Source organism: Mycobacterium sp. ITM-2016-00316 (assembly GCF_002968335.2).
In the GTDB taxonomy this organism is placed as follows: Bacteria; Actinomycetota; Actinomycetes; order Mycobacteriales; family Mycobacteriaceae; genus Mycobacterium.
In genome coordinates, this window is the sequence record NZ_CP134398.1 from 5,540,259 (window position 1) to 5,561,068 (window position 20,810).

Annotated in this window: 22 protein-coding genes and 3 tRNA genes; 11 read left to right on the forward strand and 14 right to left on the reverse strand. The window is 65.5% G+C overall.

What is annotated here, in order from left to right:
* The first annotated feature begins 4 nt into the window (after nt 1-4).
* Nucleotides 5-1,069 carry a putative zinc-binding metallopeptidase gene (locus tag C6A86_RS26875; protein ID WP_105362532.1) on the forward strand — a complete coding sequence of 355 codons (1,065 nt, stop codon included), beginning with the start codon at nt 5-7 and terminating at the stop codon, nt 1,067-1,069.
* A complete protein-coding gene (locus C6A86_RS26880) occupies nt 1,069-1,830 on the forward strand; it encodes an SDR family NAD(P)-dependent oxidoreductase (protein ID WP_105362520.1) in 762 nt (253 codons plus the stop codon). The genes C6A86_RS26875 and C6A86_RS26880 overlap by 1 nt, the downstream gene beginning before the upstream one ends.
* Nucleotides 1,831-1,848: 18 nt before the next feature.
* On the opposite strand, the gene C6A86_RS26885 is transcribed toward C6A86_RS26880, so the two are convergent.
* The 3 genes from C6A86_RS26885 to C6A86_RS26895 are packed head-to-tail and all read right to left on the reverse strand — an operon-like array spanning nt 1,849 to nt 5,470.
* On the reverse strand, nt 1,849-3,726 hold the full coding sequence (locus tag C6A86_RS26885) for an alkyl sulfatase dimerization domain-containing protein (protein WP_311100937.1): 1,878 nt from the start codon (nt 3,724-3,726) through the stop codon (nt 1,849-1,851).
* Between the two features lie 41 nt (nt 3,727-3,767).
* Complete coding sequence (locus tag C6A86_RS26890; protein WP_396834348.1) at nt 3,768-4,610, reverse strand: NAD(P)-binding domain-containing protein; 843 nt, start codon at nt 4,608-4,610, stop codon at nt 3,768-3,770.
* A complete protein-coding gene (locus C6A86_RS26895) occupies nt 4,607-5,470 on the reverse strand; it encodes an NAD(P)-dependent oxidoreductase (RefSeq protein WP_105361469.1) in 864 nt (287 codons plus the stop codon). The genes C6A86_RS26890 and C6A86_RS26895 overlap by 4 nt, the downstream gene beginning before the upstream one ends.
* Before the next feature lie 106 nt (nt 5,471-5,576).
* On the opposite strand from C6A86_RS26895, the gene C6A86_RS26900 reads away from it, so the two are divergent.
* The gene (locus C6A86_RS26900) at nt 5,577-5,921 is read left to right on the forward strand and encodes a helix-turn-helix domain-containing protein (protein WP_199196031.1); all 345 of its coding nucleotides are present in this window, start codon (nt 5,577-5,579) and stop codon (nt 5,919-5,921) included.
* Here the strand turns inward: C6A86_RS26900 and C6A86_RS26905 are convergent.
* On the reverse strand, nt 5,902-6,393 hold the full coding sequence (locus tag C6A86_RS26905) for a metallophosphoesterase (protein ID WP_311100938.1): 492 nt from the start codon (nt 6,391-6,393) through the stop codon (nt 5,902-5,904). The two genes, C6A86_RS26900 and C6A86_RS26905, sit on opposite strands and share 20 nt — an antisense overlap.
* 188 nt (nt 6,394-6,581) lie before the next feature.
* Here C6A86_RS26905 and C6A86_RS26910 point away from each other — a divergent pair, with 188 nt between their 5' ends.
* Nucleotides 6,582-8,828, forward strand: a complete 2,247-nt coding sequence (locus C6A86_RS26910; RefSeq protein WP_158263274.1) for a bifunctional diguanylate cyclase/phosphodiesterase — start codon at nt 6,582-6,584, stop codon at nt 8,826-8,828.
* Here the strand turns inward: C6A86_RS26910 and C6A86_RS26915 are convergent.
* The 3 genes from C6A86_RS26915 to C6A86_RS26925 all read right to left on the reverse strand — a co-directional run bounded on the left by C6A86_RS26915 (nt 8,791) and on the right by C6A86_RS26925 (nt 11,057).
* Nucleotides 8,791-9,177 (reverse strand): nuclear transport factor 2 family protein, encoded by a 387-nt coding sequence (locus C6A86_RS26915; protein ID WP_105363885.1) that lies wholly within the window; start codon nt 9,175-9,177, stop codon nt 8,791-8,793. The genes C6A86_RS26910 and C6A86_RS26915 overlap by 38 nt on opposite strands.
* A gap of 223 nt (nt 9,178-9,400) precedes the next feature.
* Nucleotides 9,401-10,861 (reverse strand): hypothetical protein, encoded by a 1,461-nt coding sequence (locus C6A86_RS26920; RefSeq protein WP_105363886.1) that lies wholly within the window; start codon nt 10,859-10,861, stop codon nt 9,401-9,403.
* A gap of 25 nt (nt 10,862-10,886) precedes the next feature.
* Nucleotides 10,887-11,057, reverse strand: a complete 171-nt coding sequence (locus C6A86_RS26925) for a hypothetical protein (RefSeq protein ID WP_158263275.1) — start codon at nt 11,055-11,057, stop codon at nt 10,887-10,889.
* 306 nt (nt 11,058-11,363) lie between these two features.
* Here C6A86_RS26925 and C6A86_RS26930 point away from each other — a divergent pair, with 306 nt between their 5' ends.
* A complete protein-coding gene (locus C6A86_RS26930; RefSeq protein ID WP_233213047.1) occupies nt 11,364-11,678 on the forward strand; it encodes a hypothetical protein in 315 nt (104 codons plus the stop codon).
* Between the two features lie 346 nt (nt 11,679-12,024).
* Here the strand turns inward: C6A86_RS26930 and C6A86_RS26935 are convergent.
* Nucleotides 12,025-12,097 (reverse strand) — tRNA-Arg (locus C6A86_RS26935).
* A gap of 69 nt (nt 12,098-12,166) precedes the next feature.
* Nucleotides 12,167-12,255: transfer RNA gene (locus C6A86_RS26940), tRNA-Ser, on the reverse strand.
* A gap of 107 nt (nt 12,256-12,362) precedes the next feature.
* On the opposite strand from C6A86_RS26940, the gene C6A86_RS26945 reads away from it, so the two are divergent.
* The 3 genes from C6A86_RS26945 to C6A86_RS26955 are packed head-to-tail and all read left to right on the forward strand — an operon-like array spanning nt 12,363 to nt 14,704.
* Complete coding sequence (locus tag C6A86_RS26945; protein ID WP_105363889.1) at nt 12,363-13,424, forward strand: pyridoxal phosphate-dependent aminotransferase; 1,062 nt, start codon at nt 12,363-12,365, stop codon at nt 13,422-13,424.
* Nucleotides 13,421-13,876 carry a hypothetical protein gene (locus C6A86_RS26950; protein WP_308205520.1) on the forward strand — a complete coding sequence of 152 codons (456 nt, stop codon included), beginning with the start codon at nt 13,421-13,423 and terminating at the stop codon, nt 13,874-13,876. The genes C6A86_RS26945 and C6A86_RS26950 overlap by 4 nt, the downstream gene beginning before the upstream one ends.
* 18 nt (nt 13,877-13,894) lie before the next feature.
* Entirely contained in the window at nt 13,895-14,704 is an 810-nt protein-coding gene (locus C6A86_RS26955; RefSeq protein WP_105363890.1) for a crotonase/enoyl-CoA hydratase family protein, read from the forward strand.
* 8 nt (nt 14,705-14,712) lie between these two features.
* Here the strand turns inward: C6A86_RS26955 and C6A86_RS26960 are convergent, their stop codons facing one another.
* Entirely contained in the window at nt 14,713-15,750 is a 1,038-nt protein-coding gene (locus C6A86_RS26960; protein WP_105363891.1) for a linear amide C-N hydrolase, read from the reverse strand.
* Between the two features lie 180 nt (nt 15,751-15,930).
* On the opposite strand from C6A86_RS26960, the gene C6A86_RS26965 reads away from it, so the two are divergent.
* Together C6A86_RS26965 and C6A86_RS26970 are read left to right on the forward strand one after the other, a co-directional pair.
* Entirely contained in the window at nt 15,931-16,941 is a 1,011-nt protein-coding gene (locus C6A86_RS26965) for a hypothetical protein (RefSeq protein ID WP_311100939.1), read from the forward strand.
* A gap of 137 nt (nt 16,942-17,078) precedes the next feature.
* A complete protein-coding gene (locus C6A86_RS26970; RefSeq protein WP_158263276.1) occupies nt 17,079-17,243 on the forward strand; it encodes a hypothetical protein in 165 nt (54 codons plus the stop codon).
* A 194-nt stretch (nt 17,244-17,437) separates the two neighbouring features.
* Here the strand turns inward: C6A86_RS26970 and C6A86_RS26975 are convergent, their stop codons facing one another.
* Entirely contained in the window at nt 17,438-17,812 is a 375-nt protein-coding gene (locus C6A86_RS26975) for a hypothetical protein (protein WP_142407005.1), read from the reverse strand.
* A gap of 529 nt (nt 17,813-18,341) precedes the next feature.
* Between C6A86_RS26975 and C6A86_RS26980 the strand changes: the two genes are divergently transcribed.
* Nucleotides 18,342-18,635 carry a MerR family transcriptional regulator gene (locus C6A86_RS26980; RefSeq protein WP_105363907.1) on the forward strand — a complete coding sequence of 98 codons (294 nt, stop codon included), beginning with the start codon at nt 18,342-18,344 and terminating at the stop codon, nt 18,633-18,635.
* On the opposite strand, the gene C6A86_RS26985 is transcribed toward C6A86_RS26980, so the two are convergent.
* The 3 genes from C6A86_RS26985 to C6A86_RS26995 form a co-directional block, all read right to left on the reverse strand.
* Nucleotides 18,632-19,630 (reverse strand): hypothetical protein, encoded by a 999-nt coding sequence (locus C6A86_RS26985; protein WP_142407006.1) that lies wholly within the window; start codon nt 19,628-19,630, stop codon nt 18,632-18,634. The genes C6A86_RS26980 and C6A86_RS26985 overlap by 4 nt on opposite strands.
* A gap of 517 nt (nt 19,631-20,147) precedes the next feature.
* A tRNA-Ser gene (locus C6A86_RS26990) sits at nt 20,148-20,237 on the reverse strand.
* Nucleotides 20,238-20,256: 19 nt separating this feature from the next.
* On the reverse strand, nt 20,257-20,769 hold the full coding sequence (locus tag C6A86_RS26995; protein WP_105363908.1) for a MarR family winged helix-turn-helix transcriptional regulator: 513 nt from the start codon (nt 20,767-20,769) through the stop codon (nt 20,257-20,259).
* Nucleotides 20,770-20,810 lie beyond the last annotated feature (41 nt).

Consider the following 20,810-nt stretch of genomic DNA (forward strand, 5'->3'; position numbering starts at 1 on the left):
TCTCGTGCGTGCTTTCGCCTGCCCGGTGTGCGACAGCTTCATGGCGTTCGAGGCCGATCACTGTGCCCGGTGCGGGACCGCGGTGGGCCTGCATCTGCCGTCGCGCACCATGCTGGCCCTGGCTGACGGCGGGGCGATGTACGAGGGCATCAGGTGGATCCGGTGCACTCAGTACCAGACGCTGAGCTGCAACTGGCTGGCCCGCGAGGAGCAGGAGGCGGGCCCGCGCGGCCGGTGCCTGGCCGGTTCGCTGATCCGCCACGAACCCGACGCCGACGACACCCTGGCGCGGGAGAAGCTGATACCGACCACGCTCGCCCTGCGCCGGCTGGTGTTCCAGCTCGCGGACATCGGCTTGCCGATCGAGCCGTACTGGCTGCGTGACGGCGGCCTGGCCTTCGATCTGCTGTCCAGCCACAGCACCGGCGAGAAGGTGATCATCGGTCACGCCAACGGGGTGATCACCATCGACCTGGTCGAATCCCTGGACGACTACCGGGAGTCGCTGCGGGTGCGCCTCGGTGAGCCGTACCGCACCATGCTCGGCCATTTCCGCCACGAGGTGGGCCACTACTACCAGAACGTGCTCGTCGAAAACGGCTGCGGCGCAGACATCTATCTCGACGAGTGCCGCCGGCTGTTCGGTGACGAGCGGGCCGGCTACCGCGAGACGATCGACCGGCACTACAACCTCGGTGCCCCGCGGGGCTGGGAGGCGACCTACATCTCCGAGTACGCCACCATGCATCCGTGGGAGGACTTCGCGGAGTGTTTCGCGCACTACCTGCACATCGCCGACACCATGGACACCGCCAGGGAAGCGGGCATGGTGTTGCACGCCGACCGGGTGCGGTTCAACGCGCCACGCGACATCGTGGCGCTGGAGTCCTACGACGACGAGCCCATCGAACGGATGTTGTTCGACTGGAAGTGGATGTCATTGTTCTTCAACCGGGTGAACACGGCCATGGGCAAGAACCCGTTGTATCCCTTCGACATTCCGCAGCCGGTGGTGGACAAGCTGGGATTCGTGCACAAAGTCATCCGCGATACCGCCAGGAGCCGATGATGGGCTATGCCGACACCCTGTTCGACCTGACCGACCGGGTGGTGCTGATCACCGGTGGCAGTCGCGGACTGGGCCGCGAGATGGCCTTCGCGATGGCCGGGTGCGGCGCCGACGTGATCATCGCCAGCCGCAAGTACGAGTCGTGTGTCACCACCGCCGAGGAGATCACCGCCGCGACCGGCCGGGCCGCATTCCCCTACGCGGTGCACGTCGGGCGCTGGGATCAGCTCGACGGGTTGGTCGAGGCGTCCTACGAGCGGTTCGGCAAGGTCGACGTGCTGATCAACAACGCGGGCATGTCGCCGCTCTACGATTCGCTGACCTCGGTGTCCGAGAAGCTCTTCGACTCCGTGATGAACCTGAACTTCAAGGGCCCGTTCCGGCTTTCGGCGCTGGTCGGGGAGCGCATGGTCGCCGCCGGCGGCGGATCGATCATCAACGTCAGCACCAGCGGCTCGCGCAGGCCCGATCCCGCCTTTCTGCCCTACGCCGCCTCCAAGGCCGGGCTCAATGCGCTGACCGAGGGGTTCGCCTTGGCCTTCGGCCCGACGGTACGGGTGAACACGCTGATGCCGGGCCCGTTCCTGACCGACATCAGCGACGCGTGGGATACCGAAGCGACCCGGGCCGGTGCGCAGCACTTTGCGCTGAAGCGGCTCGGCAACCCGCCCGAGATCATCGGAGCCGCACTGTTTCTGGCCTCCGACGCATCGAGCTACACCAGCGGGTCGACCCTGCGCGTCGACGGCGGCATGCCCTAGTTCGCTCCGCACGCCCCACTAGGGGGTGACGATGTTGAAGCCGGGGTCCGGTCGGTCCAGCACGGCGAGCAGCGTGGGCAGCGCCTCGGTGTCACCGGTGAACTCCACCCCGGGCGAGTCGCGGTCACCGGCGGCGAAGGCCAGCAGTCGCAACTTGGTCGCGAACGTGACGGTCGCCGTCGCCGTCGAGGGATCGGCTGAAGCCTTGCGATGCACCAGCACGCCGTTGCGCAACGTCAGCCGGTAAGCGGTCGCGAGGTCGACGAACGTCACGTCGATCGTGAGGTCCAGATCCCACGAACGCGGCCCGTTGATGTTGATCGCCAGCATGTCGAATATCTGCTCCGGAGTCAGCTGACTCATCAGCGACGGGGAGGCCGTCTGCGTGGGAGTGCCGAAATTTCCGTCCCGCAGTTCGGTGGCCCCGGACAGGAAGAAGTTGCGCCACACCGCGTTCTCCGCGCCGTAGGCCAGCTGCTCGAGCGTGTCGCCGTACAATTCGCGGGCACCCGGATGGTTCTCGTCGGTGAAGATCGCATGGTCGAGCAGCGTTGCCGCCCAACGGTAGTCACCGTCATCGAAGGCGGACCTGGCGAGCTCGACCACCCGATCGATACCGCCGATCGCCTCCACATAGCGCGGGCCCAGCGCTTGCGGCGGGTGCTGCCAGAGGCGGCCGGGGTTGCCGTCGAACCAGCCCATGTAGCGCTGGTAGACGGCCTTGACGTTGTGGCTGACCGACCCGTAGTAGCCGTGTGTGTGCCAGGCCTTCTTGAGTGCGGGCGGCATCTGGAAGGTCTCGGCGATCTCGATGCCGGTGAACCCCTGGTTGAGCTGGCGCAGCGTCTGGTCGTGCAGATAGGCGTACAGATCCCGCTGCACCGACAGATATTCGACGATGTTGTCCCGCCCCCAGGTGGGCCAGTGGTGCGAGGCGAACACCACATCGGTGCGATCGGAGAAGGCGTCGATCGCCTCGGTGAGATAGCCGGCCCAGCCGTGTGGGTCACGCACCAGCGCACCGCGCAGCGTCAGCAGGTTGTGCAGATTGTGGGTGGCGTTCTCGGCCATGCAGAGCGCCCGGAACTTCGGGAAATAGAAGTGCATCTCGGCGGGGGCCTCGGTGCCAGGCGCCATCTGGAACTCGATCTCGACGCCGTCCACGGTGTAGGTCTGGCCGGTATGCTCGATGTCCACGGTGGGCACGATCAGCGCCACCTCACCCAGGGACGGCGTCTGCCCCAGGCCACAGCCGACCTGTCCTTGCGGGCCGCGGGCCAGCACCGCGCCGTACATGTAGGAGGCACGGCGGGCCATGGCGGTGCCGGCGTAGACGTTCTCCTGCACGGCGTGCTCGGTGAATCCCTCCGGCGCGATGACCGCGACCTTGCCGGCATCGACATCAGCCTGGGACGTCACGCCGAGCACACCGCCGAAGTGGTCGACATGGCTGTGGGTGTAGATCACCGCGACGACGGGGCGGTCTCCGCGGTGCGTCCGGTACAGGGCCAGCGCCGCCGCGGCGGTCTCGGTGGACACCAGTGGGTCGATGACGATGATGCCGGTGTCGCCCTCGATGAAGCTGATATTGGACAGGTCCAGGCCGCGGACCTGGTAAATGCCGGGGACCACCTCGTAGAGCCCCTGCTTGGCGCACAGCTGGGACTGCCGCCACAGGCTCGGGTGCACGCTGTCCGGCGCGTCATCGGCCAGGAACCCATAGGAGTCGTTGTCCCACACCACCCTTCCGTCCGCGGCGGTCACCACGCACGGCTCCAGTGCTCCGAGGAAGCCGCGGTCTGCGTCCTCGAAATCCCGGGTGTCCTCGAACGGCAGGCCGTCGCGCTGGGCGAGGTTGGCAGCGGCGATGGTGGCGGTGGGCGGCTTCTGCTCCATGGATACGACCCTGCCATGCAGAGCTGTCCGGCGCGCCGGTATCACGGAGCCAGGGCGCTGATCTCGTGCGCACCGTGCCCGTCGGCCACCGCCCTCTCGACGATGCGCGCAAACGCCTCCAGTGCACCGGCATCCGCGCCCACGTCGCGTGAGGTGGCGATCAGATGACGCAGCGAAGCCGCCACCGAGGACACCGGTGCGTCGGCCTGCCCGTGCTCTCCGGTTTCGACCCGCTCGGTGATCTCGGTGAAGATCGGGGTGAGGATGTCGACGATGCCGGTGGCGTGCGGCAACAACTCGGTGGCACCGATGCCGTGGGCCTTGGCGATGCCGGTGGCGTGCAGGAATCCGCTGACCGACGTCCAGAACAGATCGAGCAGCGCCATATCGTAGGCCGCGGCGCGGTCGTATCCGGCGCCCAGCCAGGTCGGCGTTCCCAGTGCGCTGAACACCTCGACACCCGCGTCGTAGTGCTCCCGTGGTCCGGCGAAAAGAAGGGACGCATCGGGCGTCCCGATGGTCGTCGTGGGCGTCATGATGGCCCCGTCGAGATAGTGCCCGCCGAGGTCGGCCACCAGGCCGGCCGTCCGGCGCGCCCGTTCAGGGGTGTCTGAACTCAGTCCCACGATCACCGTGCCCTCGACGGCGGTGCCCGCTGCTGTCAGGATCGCGTCGACAGCCGCGTGGTCCACGACGTTGATCAGGGCGAGGTCCGCCGCGGACAAGGCGGCGCCCGGGTCCGCGGCGGCTAGCGCGCCACGGGCGAGCAGCGGCCCGGCCTTGGCGGCGGTCCGATTCCACACCGTGGTGCGGTGTTTCGCGTCCAGCAGGGCTGCGGCGAGGGCCTGCCCCATCGGCCCGAGGCCCAGAATCGTCACGTTCACGCGGCACTCCTGATGCCCTCGATGATGCGGGCGAAACCCTCGGTGCCGTGGCCCGCGTCGATCTGCCGGTGAATGAGCCGCTGCACGACGTCGACCACCTCGGTGCTGACCCCCTGATCGCGGCTGGCCTCGATGATGTCGGTGATGTCGGAGAACAACAGGCTCTGCTGGCCGGGCACCGAGTAGTCGTTGCCGTCGATGACGGCGGCGAACTCCGGTAGCGATTCGGCGGTCACCTGCAGCCAGGGCACCGCCATCGCGGCAAAGTCTCCTGCGGTCACCCCAGCCCTGCTCAGCATCGCCGCACCGTGGAAGAACCCGGCGAACATCACGTACATCGCCGACAGCAACGCCAGATCATGTAGCGAGGCCATCCATGCGTCGTCACCGAAATACTCTGCCGTTCCCCACAGTTCGAGGATGGCGCGGTGCTCGTCGAGAATGTCTCGGCTTCCGCTGTAGAAGATCCTGGACCCGGGACGGGCGATCATCTCCGGTGTGGCCATGATGCCGCCGTCGAGATACCGGGCGCCCAGCCCGTCCGCCCAGCGCGCCAGTTCGCGGGCGCTCTCCGGAGAGGTGGTGGTGAGATTCAGGATCTGTGCGCCGGCCAGCCGGCCGGCGACCGGGTCGAGGACCTCGTGCACCGATCGGTGGTCGAACAGGCAGACCACCACCAGCGGTGCTGATTTCACCGCCTCCTCGACGGTGCGCGCCACCCGGGCGCCGAGGCCGTCGGTCTTCGCAGCGGTGCGATTCCACACCGTGGTGGAGTGCCCGGCGGCGATGGCGGCGCGGGCCAGCGCCGCACCCATCTCGCCGAGGCCGATGAAAGTGATCGGTGGCAGTTGCAGCGTCATGGCACCATCGTGGGTGCGACACAGAGTTTTCGACAAGTACCCACTAAATAGTGGGGTACGCACCTTTTGGTAAGTAATGGCTGCGACGTGCGGGAAAGGAATGTCGATGGGACAGTTGGGCCAGTTCACCTGCGGCTTGGATGCGGGCTTCGCGGTGGTGGACGGAAAGTGGAAGCCCCTCATCTTGTGGGAGCTGCAGGATGGCGCCAAACGCTTCAACGCGCTGCACCGCAGCCTGCCCGGCGTCTCACAGAAGATGCTGACCCAGCATCTGAAGGAATTACAGCGTCACGGTGTGGTGCACCGCGAGAGCTACCACGAGGTGCCGCCACGGGTGGAGTACTCGATGACCCCGGCCGGCGAGGCGCTGCTGAAAGCCCTTGCACCACTGAGTGACTGGGCCGAAGAGCACATCGAACTGATCTGTGCCGCTAGACCCGATGCAGGGTGACGTCGGTGAGCACGCCGTCGTCGACCGAGGCGGTCATATAGGTGCAGAAAGGCTGGCGCCGGCGGTCGGTCGGTGAGCCCGGATTGAGCAGTCGCAGACCGGTGGAGGCCGTCGCGTCCCAGGGGATGTGGCTGTGCCCGAAGACCAGCACATCGGTGTCCGGGTAGAGCCGGGCCATCCGTTCGTCACGCCCGGTCGATACACCCGCCTCGTGCGTGACGGTGAACCGCAACCCGCCGAGCGTGACGTCGGCCCGCTCGGGCAGCCGCGCCCGCAACTCGTCACCGTCATTGTTTCCCCAGCACGCCACCAGCAACCGGGCACGGTCCTGCAGCCGGTCCAACAGATCCGGCGCCATCCAGTCACCCGCATGCAGCACCGCGTCGGCCTCATCGATTGCGTCCCACACCACCGCCGGTATATCCCGTGCCCGGTTGGGGACGTGGGTGTCGGATATCAGCAAAAGACGCATCCTTGGCAGGCTATCGCAGCCTCATGATGTTGCTGGACCGGCTGGGCCAATTAGTATCCTCGGCACCCGAAGACCACTCTAAGCTGCATGTAATGCGCATGATCAGGTCGAACCCCAGCTACGCCGCCGGCTTGGCGGTTTACCTGGTGTTTGTTTGCTGGTTGCTTGCCGGTTGGGGCGGTACGCAGGTGACGACCGTGGTCAGCTCGGTCGGCTTCGTTGCGTTCAGTGGACTGACCTGTGCATGCGCCGCCATGGCCGCCCACGCCGGCCGGGGCAGGATCCGGATCGGATGGATCGCCATTGCCTTCGGCTGCCTGGGCTGGGTCGCCGGCAGCCTGGTGTGGCTCTATTCCACGACGGTCCTCCAGATCGACCCGTCGTTCCCATCCGTGGCCGATATCGGCTTTCTGGCGCTCCCCTCGGCGGTCGGCATCGTCTGGATGTTGCGCGCCGCGAACAGCAGGCTTTCCGTCTTCCGGCAGCTGCTCGATGGCACGGTGATCGCCTCCGCGCTGTTCCTGTTGGTCTGGGTGGCGGTGTTGCACCGCGTGTTCCACGACCATCGTTTCGACACCATCGACGCCGCGTTGACCGCGATCTACCCGATCGCCGCGCTGACCATGGTCACCCTGTCGGTGCTGGTGCTGACCACCGTGCCGGCGGGTCGTCGCTATATTCTCGGCGTCTTCACCGCGGGCATCATCGCCATCGCGATGGGAGACGTCGCGGCGCTGTACCTGCAACTGGAGGGCAACCACTCGATCGGTGGCTTCCCGATCATCAGCAAGGTCACCGGGCTGCTGATGATCGCGGCCGCGGCGAAGATGTCGGCCGACGTGAAACGGGGCTCGGCCACTTCGGGTAGCCGCGTGATGCCGACAACCATCATGTGGTTGCCGTACGCGACGATGCCGTTCGCCGTCGTCGCCGCGGTGGCGTCCCTGTGGCCCGACACGAATGCCCGCCCGGTGCTGGTCGGGGTGGCGATCCTGGTGATCGCCGCACTGATCCGTCAGCTCACCGTCTTGCTGGAGAATCGACAACTGCTCGGGGAAGTCGCCGAGCACGCGTTCCGCGACCCGCTCACCGGGCTCGCCAACCGGCTGTTGTTCACCGATCGCCTCGATCACGCCATCGCGCTGCAGCATCGCGACGGGCGACAGGTGGCTGTGCTGTCGCTGGACCTCGACGACTTCAAGCTGGTCAACGACAATCTCGGGCACCACTGCGGGGATGAGTTGCTGCGCGAGATCGCGGGCCGGCTGGTACGCAGCGTTCCTCCGGGCCACACCGTTGCCCGGCTCGGTGGCGACGAGTTCGCGATCATCCTCGAGGCCGGTCCGGAAACCCCCGAGCAGATCGCGGGTCGGGTCATGCACGCCTTCGATGACGCGTTCCAGCTCGACGGTGAGGACGTCTACATCCACCCCAGCATCGGCTTGGTCGCCGCGCCGGGGCACTCGGAGCCGCCGATCAACACCGAGGAACTGCTCAAGCGGGCCGACGTGGCGATGTATGTGGCGAAGCGTTCCGGCGTCGGCGGGATCCAGGTGTTCGTCCCCGGCATGCAGATCGGCGATGTGGACACCGCGCCGGCGTGGGGGGACAGCGGGCAGATCCGTCTTCCGCCGGTCTCGGAGATCCGGCTGCTCGGAGAGTTGCGCCGGGTGGTCGACGGCGGCGATCTCCGGCTGGCCTATCAGCCGCAGATCTCGCTGGCGACCGGCGACATCGTTGGTGTCGAGGCGCTGGTGCGGTGGCCGCATCCCGACCTCGGTGTGCTCACACCCCATCAGTTCCTGCCGCTCATCCGGCGCAACGGCCTGATGGGCGCCGTGACGGATCTGGTGCTGGAACAGGCGGCCCGCGATGCCGCCGCCTGGTACCGGCCCGGGGTCCGCGAGGTGCCGGTCGCCATCAACCTGTTCGCGCCGTCGTTCAACGATGCGACGCTGCCCGAGCGGATCGGCGCGGTGCTGGCCGGTCACGGCCTGCCCCCGGAGGCGGTGACCATCGAGATCACCGAGCACTACCTGCTGGCCAACGCGCTCCAGGCCCGTGATGTCATCGAGCGGCTCCGCAGGGCCGGGTTCCGGGTCTCCATCGACGATTTCGGCAGCGGGTACGCGACCATGAGCTATCTGCGGGATCTGCCGATCGACGAGCTGAAACTGGACAGCAACTTCGTGGCGCCCATGTTGGCGAACCCGAGGGCGGCCGCGATCGTGCATTCGGTGATCAAGCTGACCCACACGCTGGGCATCACCAGCGTCGCCGAAGGTGTCGAAGATGCCGAGACCGCCGAACTGCTGCGCGGGTACGGCTGCACCGTGGCTCAGGGCAACTACTTTGCCGAGCCGGTGTTCACCACCGCCCTGCAGGCCCAGCTGGACGTCACGGCCCGCCGAGCAGCTCCGCCATCCGCGGTATGACCGCCTGCAGGCCCTTGAACGGCCTGATCATCACCTTGAACGAGATGATCTTGCCGTCCTCGCCCCAGTGGATCATGTCGATACCGTCGACCACCACACCGTCGAGGGTGGCCTGGAACTCCAGGATCGCCGAGTTCTCGCCGTACCACTGCTCGACGTAGTGGAAGTCGGTGCCGCCGAAGAGTTTCGCGGCGGCGTTCAAATACCTGGCCGTGGTGGCCTTGCCCCGCTGCGGGGTGAACACCGCCGGTGAATAGAACACCGCGTCCTCGGCGAGCAGCTCGTCGAGGACGGCCGGGTCGTGGTTGTCGATGTAGTCGATCCAGCGCTGGATCACCTGCGGGGTCATGGACCCATCCTGCCTGAGTGCGCCCGAAGGGGATTCGAACCCCTAACCTTCTAGCGTGTCCATATAGCCAAATGGAATCCGTGAAGGTCCGTTAACCTACTGCACTGCAACATGACTGAGCATCATCAGTCCGTCTCCGTGCGTGGGAATCCGTGGGGATTTGGACCCGTTTGTACTAGGAAAACAGCGGCTCTGCGAGAACCATCGCAACTTGACGGCTCACCTACTTGCTGAGATCAACCCGCCCGGATTCATAGAATGTCTCGGTGCAGATGCCCTGCACATCGGTGGCCTCGTCTGGCACGGTCATCCACCAGAAGCCCGGTGCATGCGCCGCCAAAATTCCTGGCTCATGCTTCGATGGATAGTGATTCGCCGTCGGATCGACGATCACCTCGCCGAGGACGCTGCCGCCCGACTGGCCGCGAAGAGTGCGATCTACCGCCTCGACAACCCACAGGTTACGTGGCCACGGTGCCATCCGATACCTTCGCGCGACCTCGGGATCGAGGCCGGCTCTGCCTCCGAGGCCAAACTTGAAGTCGCTGGAGTCAGCGTTGTAGGTCCGAAAGGTCAGATCGCCTCTGTCCTGGACCTGACGCAGGAGATTAGTAGAGGACGCCGACTGTAACCACTGCTCGAACCACCAGCGGCCCATCACTTCTGCCCGCTCGCCAGTCATGTAGATCTTCGGGGGCAGAGGGATTATCACCTGTCTCCAAGGCTGGTGCGATATCGACGGCTCATTCCATGGATCGTTCACCCTCATATACGGCCCTGCAGCGTCGTCATGTCGATACAACGTTAGATTCGGGTGAGCGCCGGACGGCTGCCGCGTATAGCCCACCACGAGCCAAACATGATTGTCAGAGAAGACGATCGGACTGATATTGCTGTTCACGCACCTGCAGAGAATCGGATACAGCCCGAGAAACCCAGCAGCCTGATTCTCGCTCGAAGTTTGAGGGAGAGCCAATGTGGCAGGTGACAATCCAAGAGTCGCCATTCCCGCCATCATCTGTTGGTGGGTCAATCCCTCGGATGGAACCTGACGCGCAACCACGTTGCCACCGCGTGTCGCTTCGTGAATCTCGGCTGGAAGTTTTCTTCCTAGCTGGTGGCGCAAGTACGCGTGTCGCAGCACCATCCACACATCCGAGTGCGCGCACCTCAAGTACTGCGCATCCTGGCTGATGAACGGCATCCCTCGCACTGTCATGGGCCAACCCAAAACGTCGACGTTTTCGATTGCCTCACAGCGAGTTCCATCAACGAGCTCCGCTGGTGGTTCGATCATTGTCCGCCCGACCGGCTGCGACGGCAACGGACGCAGGACCGTATACCCCTTGTAGTGGTCGGTGATAGCCGAGAGATCGCCAAGGTCGGCTGGCAGCGGCGCGGTGAAGAAGTGTGCGCGGTGAGCAATCGACGGATACCGCGAATACGTCGTCGAGTAGAACCGCGAGTGCTCGCTTCGCCAATCCGCGTCGATATATCGCGTTTCGACCAAGATGCTCTCAACGTTGTACGACGCCACAACTTTGATCACCTGCAACAGCGCAGGGTTGCCGCGACCCGCCGTGTACCGCGAGAAGAAATTCTGCCAACCGGCAGGATCCTGTTTGACGTCGTAGGTCGTGACGAAGGCAGGCGGGTTCTCGGCCCAGTCGTTGAACGCGGACACCCAAGTGACCCGGCGGCGATCTTGACTAGAAGATACGCAGGGACGAGGCCGAGAGTTCGGCGGAACGCTCCGCCTCGCGAATGCGGTCCAAGTCACGACCGAGCGGATCAAAATCGGAATCTTCCAACCGCAAACCAAACCGCACCCGCTCCGACGGCGGGAGGAGATCAGTCGATGTGGTGTCGGTCGTGGGCATGGCAGCCATAATAGGCACTCGGCTCCTCTGTCTTACAACTTCCAACATACTGACGGTACCCGTTCGCAACATAACTGAACCCACCGACGGGCTTGGCGAGGCGCGCCGCTACCTGCACGTATGCATTCCCTGGCCAATCTGCCAGCAAAAGCGTCCGATCGCCGGGTCCGCCGGGCCATCCAAATGGTGGAAATCCTCACTGGACAGGCCCAGGACAAAGAGCATCCGGCCCGACCGAAAAAGCAGGGGCAAACCCACGGTGAGATGTACCTCCCCGCGCCACGGCTCCCATGGCAGACTCCGGACGTGAGCGACGATACCGAGGACCTGTCGGCCTATTGGCCTCTCTTACCTGAGCAGTACACAGCCTTCCAAACTGCCCTGGACATCCTGAACAGCTACATGATCGAACCCGGCGGGTTCGGCCCAGGCACCCGAGAGCAGTTAGAGACTGCTGTTCTGGATGGGCCCGGTTCTGGGCAGGACAACGCCGTGGAACTGGCCGTCGGCTTGATGAATGTCGCGATGGCCTTGGTGGCGATGCGGCAAATGGAACGGAGCGAGCCACCGTACAAGACGATTCAGTTACTCCGGGCGGCTTTTCAAACACCTGCCGATTGAGACTCTTTGTGCGCCGATGGTGCTGATGCGGACGGCGCTTGGTGATGAGGACCATAGCCAGGCTGCGCGATCCGGGCAATGTGTGTGCACCGCGAAAGTCCCGGAACCCGTGCGTACCTAAATCCGCAGCGCCATATGGCAGAAGTCTGAGGCCCAAGGGGCTCCCCACCCGGGTCATCGGCGTGCTGCCTGTGCTTCGCGGGCGGATTTGGCCAGCGTCACACCCACGGCCCGGACGTGCGCGAGGTGTTGGACGAGTACGCCAGCGCCCGGGAATGATGTTGCGAAAAAAGCAGCGACTCCCGGGCGTCGTGCTGATGCCGCGGGAGTCGTGATGGTGCTTGTGTGCGCCCGAAGGGATTCGAACCCCTAACCTTCTGATCCGTAGTCAGATGCTCTATCCGTTGAGCTACGGGCGCTTGGTCGTGCTGGTGGAGCGTCGTGCTGGTCTTGCCTGGTCTTGCCGGTCGAACTATTCAGTTATGCAGCGGAGGCGAGAGGATTTGAACCTCCGGTCCGCTTTAAGGCGGACAACTCATTAGCAGTGAGTCCCATTCGGCCGCTCTGGCACGCCTCCTGAACGATCTGAGGGTACCGGACCCCCGGAACCGCCGAGCGCACAGATTACACAGGCCGGACGGCGGAAGGCAAAGCGCGCCTTCCACGCACCCCTAGAATGGCTGGGTGACTGCCCGTCTGCGACCCGAGCTGGCCGATCTGCCGGCCTACACGCCGGGCCGCACCGTGCCCGGCGCCATCAAGATCGCCAGCAACGAGACCGTGGACGGTCCGCTGCCCGGCGTGATGGAGGCCATCACCGCCGCTGCTGCCGGCATCAACCGGTACCCCGACAACGGCTACCTGGATCTGCGCGAGCGCCTCGCCAAGCACGTCGAGTTCGCGCCGGAGAACATCTCGGTGGGCTCCGGTTCGGTGAGCCTGTGCCAGCAGCTCATCCAGATCACCTCCACCGTCGGCGACGAGGTGGTGTTCGGCTGGCGCAGTTTCGAGATCTACCCGCTGCAGGTGCGCACCGCCGGGGCCACCCCGGTCGCGGTGCCGCTCAAGGACCACACCCACGATCTGGACGCCATGCTGGCCGCCGTCACCGGCCGCACCCGGCTGATCTTCGTCTGCAACCCGAACAACCCGACCTCCACCGTCGTCGAGCCGGCAGCACTGGAGGCGTTCGTCGCGGCGGTCCCCTCCGATGTCCTGATCGTCATCGACGAGGCCTATGTGGAGTACATCCGCGACGGGCTGTTGCCGGACAGCCTCGGCCTGGTCCGCCGATACCCGAACGTCGTTGTGCTGCGCACCTTCTCGAAGGCCTACGGGCTGGCCGGGCTGCGCATCGGCTACGCGGTGGCCGATCCGGACATCGTCACCGCGCTGGGCAAGGTGTACGTGCCGTTCACCGCGACGACCATCTCGCAGGCCGCGGCCATCGCTTCCATCGACGCCGCCGACGAACTGCTGGCCCGCACCGACGCCGTCGTCGCCGAACGCACCCGGGTGAGCGCGGCGTTGACCGCCGCGGGATACGACCTGCCCGCCTCGCAGGCCAACTTCGTCTGGCTGCCGCTGCCGGGGCAATGCGACGCATTCACCAACGCCGCGGCCGACAACCGGCTGCTGGTGCGCCCCTACGGACAGGACGGCGTCCGTGTCACGGTCGCCGCGCCGCACGAGAACGATGCGTTTCTGGCGTTCGCCCAACAGTGGATCAGAGGAGAACAGCCATGATGCGCACTGTGGTGGCCGCCGGCGCGGGCCTGATCGCCCTCGGCCTGCTGACCGGATGCGGACGCAGCACCGACGGCACCGTCGCCATGACCACCGAACCGGGTCCGCCGCTGAGCTCGGAGCCGACCACCACGCGTGACCGCGGCATCCCGGGATTGCCACAGATCCCCGGGCTCCCGGATATCACCATCCCCAACTTCCCCATGCCGGGTCAGGAGTCCGACGTTCCCGATGTCCCGGCGCCGCCGGATGCACTGACGATGAAGTGCTCGGAGTTCAACGAACTCGATGCCGCCAACAGGAAGGCTGTCGTCAACGCCATCCTGGAGGGCGAGGATTCGATCCTGGGACCGGAGAATGTGGACATCGCCCGATCGCTGGCCGAGGCGGTGTGCCAGTTCATGACCGACAGCACCGTCAGCGAGGTGCTGCTCGGAGGGCCCGTTCCGTAGCCGGTTAGCCTTCACGCCATGGCATATGAATCCGTCACGGTGGAGATCGCCGACCATATCGCCCGGGTGACCCTGATCGGCCCCGGCAAGGGCAACGCGATGGGGCCCGCGTTCTGGGCCGAGCTGCCCGAGGTGTTCGGCACGCTGGACGCCGATCCCGAGGTGCGGGCCATCGTGCTGACCGGTTCGGGCAAGAACTTCAGTTACGGCCTGGATCTGGCCGCCATGGGCGCCACCTTGCCCGGCCTGGACGCCGGCGCCAAGGACCGCCTCGGCTTCCACCAGAAGCTCATCAAGATGCAGGGCGCCATCAGCGCCGTAGCCGACTGCCGCACGCCGACCATCGCCTCGGTGCACGGCTGGTGCATCGGCGGCGGCGTCGACCTGATCAGCGCGGTGGACATCCGATACGCCAGCGCGGACGCCAAATTCTCGGTGCGGGAGGTGAAGCTGGCCATCGTCGCCGATGTGGGCTCGCTGGCCCGGCTACCGCTGATCCTGTCTGACGGGCATCTGCGCGAGCTCACGCTCACCGGCAAGGACATCGATGCCGCGCGCGCCGAGAAGATCGGTCTGGTCAACGACGTCCACGCCGACGCCGAGGCCTCCCTCGCCGCCGCGCACGCCACCGCCGCCGAGATCGCGGCCAACCCGCCGCTGACCGTGCACGGCGTCAAGGACGTGCTGGACCAACAGCGCATCGGCCGGGTGTCGGAGAGCCTGCGCTATGTGGCGGCGTGGAACTCGGCGTTCCTGCCGTCGAAGGACCTGGGCGAGGCCGTCACCGCGATGTTCCAGAAGCGGCCCGCGCAGTTCACCGGGGAATAGGCGCACTCCTATTCCGGCGGCGATGCTGTCGACTTCGCCGCGTCCTCCAGCTGTGTGAGCAGTTGCAGCGACAGGAACGTCATCGGGCCGGTGTCCTCGAACTGGCCGGACACATTGCCCGCGATACCGCCGTGCACAGCAAGCTGGCTCTGCAGGTCGAGCTTGAGCTGCGGGCTTCCCTCGGCGAAGTCGAGGTCGGCCAGGTCGACCCAGACGATGTTCGGCCGGGTGGTCGACTCGTAGACGTAGCGCTTGTTCGTCAGATCCAGCACCACCTGCCAGATGGTCTGCGATGCGTCGGGTTTGCCCGGGTCGGGGATGCGGAACGGCTGGGCCGCATTGCGGATGACCGAGAACATCGAGGCGATCGCCTCGACCTGACTTGCGGGCTCGGGTAGTCGCCCGGCGTAGTAGCTGGCTCGAGCGAACCGGTCGGCGGCCAGCGTCGAACCGGGCAACGGGTCCGAACCACCCAGCCCGGTGAACGATTTCACCAGTTCCAGCTGCTGGTCGAAGGTCGGAGAATTGGTCATCACCCGGTAGGCGCGGTCGTGGTACACCTTCGCCTTGCCGTCGATGTACTCGATGATCGCCGAGTCCCCGGACGCATCGTCGAGTGCCAGGTGGATGGCCGGCGGACCGCCCCCGGTGGGATCGTCCATCTGAACGACCTGCACATCGGTCCGGGCGATCCAGGCCACGGCATCTGCCACCGTGGCGAAGTTGTCCAGGAAGTACTGCAGCCAGACCGCCTGGCTCAGCTGGGTCCGGCCGGCGTCCGGTGTGCCGTAGGTGGACTCGGCGAGCCACAGCACATGACCGGCCAGCCCGGCCTCGTTGAGTCCGTCCACGGAGATGATGTCGAACGCCGCGGCTATCACGCTGCCGTACTTCGAGGTCCAGCGCAGCTTCCCGGTGACGCCGTCATCACGGGTGACACCGCGGGGCTGTTTCCACAGGTTGGTCATCAGATCCTTGTGGAAGTCCATGTTTCGGCCCACCAGGACGGCCCCACCGGCCTCCGGCCAGATCACACGCGTGCACATGCCGGACAGCCTATCCACCGATCGTCTCGCTACGGTTCTGGCGCAAGAAAGTGGTTGCCGCCCAGTCGCTCCCGCGGGAAGTTAGCTTTGCTATGCTCCAGCTGCGAAGCCGCAGGCTGCTTCACATTGGGGGAAATCGTGGGACATGCTCGCCGCGTCGCGGGGCCGGTATCAGTTGTCGTGACAGCGATCCTGGCCGCATCGGTCACCGCTCCCACGATGCCAACGCACGTCGAATCGACACATACGGCCACGCTGGCTTCACGGGCCCCGCAGACCCTCCAAGTACACCTCGCCAGCTTCGTGGAGCAGGCGCTCGAACAGGCCCTGACTCCGCCGGTAGCGCAAGTTGCCGGTGATGGCGTGGCGACCCACGGTGCGGCACTGAAAACCTTGCCGGCCAATGCAACAACGGCGGCAACTCGCCCACCTGTGGGCTACAGCCCGTACTACCCGTTCACGACGCCGACAACGCCGCTGGGGTCACTCGGGTGGTGGGTGACCTTACCGATAGCCATCCCCGGCCTCGTTCTCGACAGCCTCGCACAAAGCTGGACACGGGACCTGACCGACAAGGGCATCGACGCACGCCTGGCCAACCAGCCCGAGTTGCTGTCCCGCTACCTCCTGGTGCCGATCGCCGTCACCATCCAGACAGCGCTCACAGGTCTGATCGGTGGGGGCACCGTCGAACTCGGGAAGTTCACCCTGCCCCAGGCAGTGTTCTGGTCGGCCAAAAGCCTGCGAATGGCGATCGCCAATACGATTGCGGCCGAGAAGGATCTGCTGAACGGCGGGACCGGCGTCCTGCCCGACTACGAATCCGCCACGGCGGACAGGTCCATCGCGCTGAGCGCCTTGGAGCCTGCAACGGCTGCCACCGCCACCACGAAACCGAGAGTTGCCAAACGGCCTGTCCCGCCGGCACACCCCGCGCAGCCACCGACATCGACAACACCGACCGCCGACACCAGTGGAGATTCGGACACGGACGCCTCCCTGTCGCAGTCGTCGCCGACCGAGAAGACACCCACCGGTCGCACCGACAGATTGCGACTCGGCCCCATTTCGCTACCCAGTCCGTTTACCCGCAGCAGGGCGGCGGCGGATCCCCAGGCATCCCCCTCAACCCGGCAGGCGGGCCCCGAACGTCGCCTCGCCGTCAGGTCAGCCATGTCTGACCGGGGCTGACGGCTGGGCGTTGGTTCAGTGCCGGAACCTCTGCACGCTCAGTAGCACGACCTCAGCCGTCGGGTCACAGCGACCATCGCGCCGGGCACACCGTGCAATCGCCCAGCCTGCACTCACAGGCGTTACGGGCTGCCGAGGTGAAGTCGGTGCGCGGCCATTCGTCGACACCGTACCCCCGGTCAGTGCGCCGCTGGCCGGAAAGCGCGGCGCTGACCAGCATCACTGCTGTCGAAGTTGCTGCCATCATCAACAGCGATCCGTCTGCTATTGCTGACCGCATCCCCACCGTCCTGCCGAAGTGACACGAAATGGGAACCTCGTGTCTATCGAAACCCAGCGAAAGTTGCCGAGCACATATCAAGATCGTTGCTTGGGACCCTCGCACGCAAGCTGGATTCCGTCAATATGGTCCGGAACACACCCCTGTGGACAGCGTCCAGCGCGACACGAACGACCGAGTCGGGCCGTTCTCGTCAGTCGGCACTTCGCGGGTAGGTCAGGGCTGCTGCGCACCGGCCGGGGATTCCCCGATGCCGGTTACCGTCCACGCCGACACATCCCTGAGGCGGATGCGCAGAGCGTCATGCTCGACCACAGTGCCCGCCACATAGCAGCGGGCCTTGCGCAGATGCAGGAACACCCGGTCAACCTCCGCGCCGAGCGTTGCGACACGTGCCGCGACATCGTCGGCATCGTTCATGTTGAAGAACTTCGCGACGTAGTGGCCGAAGTAGGCACTGGGGACCGTGATTCCCGTCGCCACCCCCCAGGGCAAATACAACGTGACCTCGATACTCACCGCGACGGCCTCGGAATCGATATGCCGCAGTAGGGCATCCGCACCGGCGGCTCCGGGATCAGGAGAGACCATGCGGACATCGTAGAAGATTTCCTGCATTCGTTGTCAATCAAAATCTATCGTGGCTGGGGTAGACATCTGCGTTTGGGTGCGCTACATTCGTTCTCGTTGAGTACAAAGAGGGAATGTGGGCGCGGGAGATGACGAACTACCCGCGAAGCAGGAGATCGAAAGCGGCCCAGCAGTATCGACCGGATGCTCCACATCGGTCCGGGTCGCTGCAGTACCCAGAGAGAAGTGCCGAGCAGGTCGATACACTCGGCGGCAAGAAAGGAGGAGCTACCGTCGGATCGCCCGCACGAGTACGGGGCCGATACCGCAGCTACGAAGCAGTGTCGAAAGATGGTAACCATCTCCTCAGGGCCGGCGGCCCGGCGCGTCTCATGGCCGGGTTGCCGGCCCTTCTATTTCCTGCGGTAAATTCCAAGCCTCGACGAGTTCCTCCGGTAAGGCCTTGAAAGGCGCTGTGGCACCCCCGAAGAACACATCCGGCACGAGCCCCGACGACAGGTTCGATGACGAGGACTACCCCGCCTACAGCATGGGTAGCGCCGCTCAGATGTTGGGGACCACGCCGGGGTTTCTGCGCAGCCTCGACGAGGCGAAGTTGCTGACCCCGCAACGCTCCGAGGGCGGGCACCGAAGGTACTCCCGCTACCAACTTCGCATCGCTGCGCGTGCCCGCGAGCTGGTCGACCAGGGGACCGCCCTGGAGGCGGCGTGCCGAATCATCATCCTCGAAGACCAACTCGCCGAAGCACAGGCGATCAATGCCGAACTCCACAGCCGCCTGACCGACACCGATGCCGCCACCGGAGACGGCAACAAAAGCTAGCCGGCGGTGCTGTCCGAGTCCCCGCTGCGATCGGAGGGATCCGACTCTCCCGACTTGGGTGACGAAGAGGCACTGTCGTTGTCCGCCTGCACGTTCGCCGCAGGGGCACCCGACGTAGTCGTGGCCGGTCGGGTTGTCTTCTTGGACGTCGGGAACTTCAGCGTCGGCAGTTTCAGCTTCGGCAGCTTGAGGGTGGGGAACTTGAAGGTGGGCTTCTTCGGTACGGACGTCACGACGTCGGTGATTTCCGGGGCGTCGAGGACAGCGGCCTCTCCGGTGATCTCCGCCCCACCGGCCTTGGCCTGATCGTCGTCGTTCGTTGCCGTGTCAGCGGTCGCGTGCGTAAGTCCTGTTGCCGGCGCAGAGTCCGTCTGCCCGGTCGACAACGTCACCGTCGATGCCGCGTCCGGGAGTTCGGTCGATGACACCTCCGGCGTCGCGGCCGTCGCTCCAGATACCTCGGGGGCCAACGTCGACTGGCCGAACAGTGCTTTCTCGGCGGCGACGAACCCCTCGAGGGCGGTCTTCACCGCATCGACGAAGAAGCTCAGTGCCTCCGCCGGGGTGAACTTGCCGTAGACATAGGTTCCCTCCAGCCCACCGACAAGGGCGGTCTGAGCAGCCACGGCCAGCGGCAGCACGAGGCTACGGGCGATCAACTGAGGCTGCTGGGCCCACCGCGGGTCAAGGCCTGCCTCGGTGAGAGTCTGTGTCGCCCCGTCGAAGACCGGTAGCAACAGCGCGGTCTGGGTCGCAAATGCCGTAGTCAACGCGTACCCGATCAAGCCCACTGGCTGCGCGTAGGGAACGAACGGGTTATAGGCCGTCAACTGCACCGGCAGTGACTTCACCTCGTGCACGACAGCCGGCACGAGGTTCTCCGCTGCATGTTGCACCGGTGGAGCGCTCACTGCGGTCGCAGTCGCGATCACCACCGCACCGGTGAACGCCACCATCGGCGCCGTCCGTACCCGCACATAACCTTGAGCGTCCACCGCTCCCCCTTCGGTTGGATGAGAAGCCCATATAACCACATGGACGTTTGCTGCGTGACGTGAATTGTCCTACTGCCAATCGGATTTGTCGTGAACCAAGGTTGCTCTGCAGCGCGCGCTCGGCGCGTCTCTACGAACCCCATGCCTTCGAGCAAACGCCCCCACGTGCCGGCAGCACACCGCCGAGCGCAACAATGCGAAGCCACACCGGCAGGCCACAGGTGAGGTCTGGATTCCCCACGCGCGCAGGAGATTCCGCGCCATGCGACTTCGGCCGCACACGGTGTGGTCCCATTCACGGATTCCGGACCGAATCATGCTCGGCGACAGATCACGCGCGGCCACGCCAGAGTTTGCTGGTGGACCCCCGGGACACCGATTGCGGTCGGCCGCGCCGTGGCCGGAGGATCGGTGGCGTCGCGGACAGGGAGTACCGACGCGAAACGCCGCGGGCAGACTCAGATCCGGCCAGACCGAGATCGCACCCGGCTTTCGCCGAGTTCGAGCAAACGCAACTTGGCGGTGGCGGAGGGATTTGAACCCCCGGTCGGTGTTAGCCGACTCTCGCTTTCAAGGCGAGTGCATTAGGCCGCTCTGCCACGCCACCGTGGACAAGCCTAAGCGGTCTATACCCGTCCGAGTTTCGCGGGCCGCCCGTCGGCCTGTAGGCCAACACTGATCCGGCGGCAGTTCTCGCCCGTCGCGGTGATCTGCGAGCGCGACAGCCGGCCCAGGTAGTGGTTGCGCACGCCGGCACTGTAGGTCTGCATCGCCTCGGCCAGCAGGGCGCGGCCGTCATCGGTGATGGTGGCCAGCACGCCGCGGCGGTCCTCCGGGCTGGCGACCCGGGTCACCAGGTTCAGCTTCTCCAGCCGGTGGATCTGCCGGGTCACCCGGCTGGGTAGTGACATCAGCCCCTCGGCGAGGTCGCCCATGCGTGCCGAACCGCTGTCCGAGCTGTCCAGGATGTCGAGCAACCGTACGTCGTTCAGCGCCAGCCCGTGGGCATCCACCAGTGACCTGTTCAATGTGGCATAGATGCGCAACGCCGAGTCCAGAAAGTTTTGCCACGATTTCTGCTCAGCGATATCCAGCCCCGGCATGGTGCTTGCCGTGCGCCCTCCGATGATCGCTTCCATCGCGTAATCGTACGGCTGAAACGAGTAGTAGCGTAGGGCCA